The 4,472-nt window shown below is 45.4% G+C and carries 3 protein-coding genes; 2 read left to right on the plus strand and 1 reads right to left on the minus strand.

All coding sequences use genetic code 11. The features are described 5' to 3' along the window. Positions 1–475: 475 nt before the first annotated feature. Together AC4MRN_RS18285 and AC4MRN_RS18290 are read left to right on the plus strand one after the other, a co-directional pair. Positions 476–1,237, plus strand: coding sequence for a DUF6174 domain-containing protein (locus AC4MRN_RS18285; protein WP_491204089.1), 762 nt, complete (start codon positions 476–478; stop codon positions 1,235–1,237). Positions 1,238–1,415: 178 nt separating this feature from the next. Next, on the plus strand, positions 1,416–3,221 hold the full coding sequence (locus AC4MRN_RS18290) for an acyl-CoA dehydrogenase (RefSeq protein ID WP_491204090.1): 1,806 nt from the start codon (positions 1,416–1,418) through the stop codon (positions 3,219–3,221). Between the two features lie 270 nt (positions 3,222–3,491). On the opposite strand, the gene AC4MRN_RS18295 is transcribed toward AC4MRN_RS18290, so the two are convergent. After that, positions 3,492–3,836, minus strand: coding sequence for a DUF805 domain-containing protein (locus AC4MRN_RS18295; protein ID WP_491204091.1), 345 nt, complete (start codon positions 3,834–3,836; stop codon positions 3,492–3,494). Between the last annotated feature and the right edge of the window lie 636 nt (positions 3,837–4,472).

Raw genomic sequence — 4,472 nt, forward strand, 5'->3', positions numbered from 1 at the left:
CCCCAACCATCGGTTTTGGAGACCGCTGTTCTACCAATTCGAACTACACCCCTAAAACAGCTTTTGGCTGATTTTACTTACACTACCCTTGTGAATATTTGCGTCTTTTTCGGAAAAGTGCGGATTCGCAAGGGAGGGAGGCGTATTATACTTAACGGAGATTGAGTTACAAGGGCTTTGTTTGCATGGTTACGCATTCGCAGTTAACCCGTCGCGCTTTATTGTTTCCACAACAAGGGACATCCGAAAATATTGATGAAATGACACCACGAATCACAGGTTATTCATCGATACTTTCTGTATCTGGTTGTCTTTCTGCGTCTAAAACAGAGACGTATTGTTGTTCATTTATTTTTGCACGGTTGTGGCGTTTTTAACTTTTTTGCGTACACGGTTTTTTACATTGTAATGAAACAGGCCCACATGTAATTTACAATGGTAGTTAACAGTGATGTTTAATAAACTAAGGAAAGTTATGAATATTTTCGTTCGCCTGGCCGCGGTAGTGGCTGCCTCCAACTTGCTTACCGCTTGTGAACTCGATTCAAACAATGTACTCGAAAATCTAAATAAAAACCGAGCGAAATGGGAAAACGCGAATATTGACACTTACCAGTTTGAGTACAGTAAGTCCTGTAACTGCATGCTTGAGGACACCCTTCCGCGCTTAGTGGTTGTCAATGCAGGCCAGGTTGTTTCTCAAACGATTATTGAAAGTAACGTTGCCTTGCCGTTGGATCAGGTTAGCACAGAAAGTATTGCAGGTTTGTTCGAACGAATTGCACTAGAAGAAAGCCGCGCTAAATCTGTTACCGTTGAGTATGATCCTGAGCTTGGATATCCAACCAAAATTAAGGTCGATATTAGCAAACGGATTGCCGATGACGAATACACCCTTTACGTAAGTAATGTCGTTAATATTGAAGACCTAGCCTGTACCACTGAAGTACTTAGCGGACTCAATATTTCCATTGTTGACTCATCTACCCAAAATGCTGCCGCATGCGGAGTAACTGTTACTGCGACTGAGGGTGATTTCTCTGAGTCCGTATATAATACAGATGTTGGTTGCGATGACTCTGCTCTCATCTCTATGCTGGATGAGCGACCAGGATTTTACACCTTAACCTTCGAAAAATCGGGTTATCAAGCCTATCAAATTGATGATGTTGGTATTGGACAGGATCTATGCCACGTACTACCCAGACAGCTTGACGTCGAACTTTCTCCGCAATGAACCTCTATTGGAGAGCACGTCTTTTGTGCTCTCACCCTCTTCTCGTAACACATTCCCTGGCCAGTATTAACCTTAAATAAATAGGTCTGGCCCTTGACCAATTCCGCATAGCGGTTATATATTTCGCAAATTAGACTATTTCATTTAGCGTCAATGACTATTATTCGCGAGGGTTGGTATGAGCAATACATTAATGAACTTCCAGGATCTGAACTTTTTGTTATATGACGTACTGGACGTAGAGAAGTTAACTGCCTATTCGCGTTTTAATGATCACAGCCGCGAAACTTTCGACGCAACCATTGAAACGGCCTACTCTATCGCCAGAGACTGGTTTGCACCATGTGCAGCAAAACTGGATGAACATGAGCCACAATTTATTGATGGCAAAGTCGATATCATTCCCGAAGTATCGGCAGCACTAGAGCAATATTACGAAGCCGGATTTGGCTCAGCAACGCATGACTATGAATTAGGCGGCATGCAACTTCCTTTTACCGTATCAGTGGCCTGCAAAGCCATATTCGGCGCAGCGAATATGCCCATTCTCTCTTATCCGTCACTGACCAACGCCAATGCTAATGTCATTCGCAATTTTGGTTCAGAGCAACAAAAGCAGCTGTATTTGGCCCCAATGCTAGAAGGCCGCTTTATGGGCACGATGGCGCTAACCGAACCCCAGGCGGGTTCATCGTTATCTGATATTAAAACCACTGCGCTTCCTGCCGATGACGGTACCTATCGGCTATCGGGCAACAAAATTTTTATTTCTGGCGGTGATCACGAACTGTCAGAAAACATTATTCACCTGGTTTTAGCTCGTATTCAGGGCGCACCTGAAGGCGTAAAAGGGCTTTCTTTGTTTATTGTGCCTAAGATCCTGGTTAACGAAGACGGTTCCTTAGGTGAACGTAATGACGTAAATCTGGCTGGTCTTATTCATAAAATGGGGTGGCGCGGAACCACGTCAACCATGCTCAATTTTGGAGAAAAAGAAGGTGCGGTAGGCTACCTTGTCGGCGAACCCAATCGCGGTTTGCTTTACATGTTCCAAATGATGAACGAAGCCAGAATTGGGGTTGGCGTAGGGGCTGTGTCCCAAGGTTACACGTCTTACCTTCATGCTCTGGACTATGCGCGAAACCGCCCACAAGGACGTCATCCTCACGAAAAAGATCCCACTACTGCCCAGCTCCCTATTACCGCTCATTCAGATATCAAGCGCATGTTATTGGCTGCAAAAAGTTACGTCGAAGGTAGTCTTTGTTTGTCACTTTATGGGGCAACACTTGCGGACACGCATGCACACGGCTCAGACCCTGTGGAAGCTAAACGCGCAGGTAGCTTGTTAGATATCCTGACGCCCATCCTCAAATCATGGCCGTCAAAGTATTGCCTGGAAGCGAACGCCATCGCCATACAAGTGCACGGCGGGTATGGTTATACTCGTGAATATCCGGTAGAGCGCTTTTATCGCGACAATCGGCTTAACCCAATTCATGAGGGTACAGAAGGCATTCAGGCCCTGGATTTATTGGGAAGAAAGGTCAGCATGCAGGATGGCCTACCCTACAAACTGTTAAGTGAAGAAATACAAAATACAATTGCGACATGTAAATCCGTTCCTCAACTAGTCGAGTTCGCAGACGCACTTGGTAAATACAAAGCATTGCTGGATACAACAACTCAAACCCTTGTTGCTGCCATGCGAGACTCGCAAGCAAACTTGGCTTTGGCAAACGCGACACTTTATTTACACGCCTTTGGCCATGTTGTTATTGCCTGGCTTTGGTTACGACAAGCTCACGTCGCTTTATCAGGAAATCAGGAATCTACGGGGCACGAACGCCGCTTATTTTTAAAAGGTAAACTTTCTGCATGCAGATATTTCTACCGCTACGAGTTACCACAAATCGACGCTACGTGTAATTTACTGCAAGCGATGGACGAAAGCTGCTTCGAGTTGGATCCAGACTGGTTGTAAGGGGAACTTGTGACTGTAATTCAAGAGTAACTGGTTGTTTCTCAGATCCCGGCGCGAAGCCGGGAAAACGACACTGGACTGCTTGAGGTAGTCAGCCTGGTCGACTAAATCCCGGCACGAGGCCGGAAAGACGCAGGGAGAGCTCGTACGCAATAGTACCGAAATCCCCACACCACCTCTTCGTAATCCAGCACTACAATCTCGTCATCCCCGCTTCACTACCTCGTCATCCCCGCGAAGGCGGGAACCTTCACGGAGAAAGCATGTAGACTAAGCAGCGGCCTTCGGATTAGGACCATACTGGTTGTCATCATGACTATCCTGGATAAGGAAGATAAGCATTACAATGACGCCAATTAATGGAACAAATAGGATTAACTGCCACCATCCAGTGCGACCCGTGTCATGTAAGCGTCGCGCGGCAATACTGATACTTGGGATGAGCAGTGCAATGGCAAAGATAAATGTCAGGATAAAAGTGCCGAGCACCATGTCTACAATCGACAAACCTATGTAAAAAATCACATAGAAAAGATAAAACATCCAATACTCTTTGCGACGGGCTCTGCCATTAAAATCTGCAAATTGCTTTAATGCCTGAGTGAAGTAGTTCATATACAACATTTCCTTGTTCAATCTAAGTCATGTTTTTTAATTGGAATAGTGACGTTGACTCACCGAATAATGGTTATCACTCAATACTCCTCGGAAGGTATACAACAAATGTTTATATACAGAGCTCAGCGTATCTCAACCAAGGCATAAAATACATAGTTTTTATTAAATATCAGTAATTTGCTAATTTCACTACAGCTGTGCAGGTCGCTGCGAAATAAAAGGTTTTGTATCTATAGCCAGCTTTTTACTAGATCCCTACATCACCTGCTAGTCTTCCCCGCCCCTCATCTTCATCCCCGTACCATCTCGCGGTCATCTCTGCCCCCTTGTCATCCCCGCGAAGGCGGGGACCTTTCCAACTCAAACGGATTAACTAAGTGAAGGTTGGAAAACAGCGTTGAACTGCTTTAGGTAATCAGCTTGTTCGACTAGATCCCGGCGCAAGGCCGGGAAGACGGAATGGAGGAATCACGCTTAACAATGACGTCATCCCCGCGAAGGCGGGGACCTTTCCAACTCAAACGAATTAACTAAGTGAATTTTGGAAGACAGCGTTGGACTAATTTAGGTAATCAGCCTGTTCGACTAGATCCCGGCGCAAGGCCGGGAAGACGGAATGGAGGAATCACGCTT

Source organism: Marisediminitalea sp. (assembly GCF_984433645.1).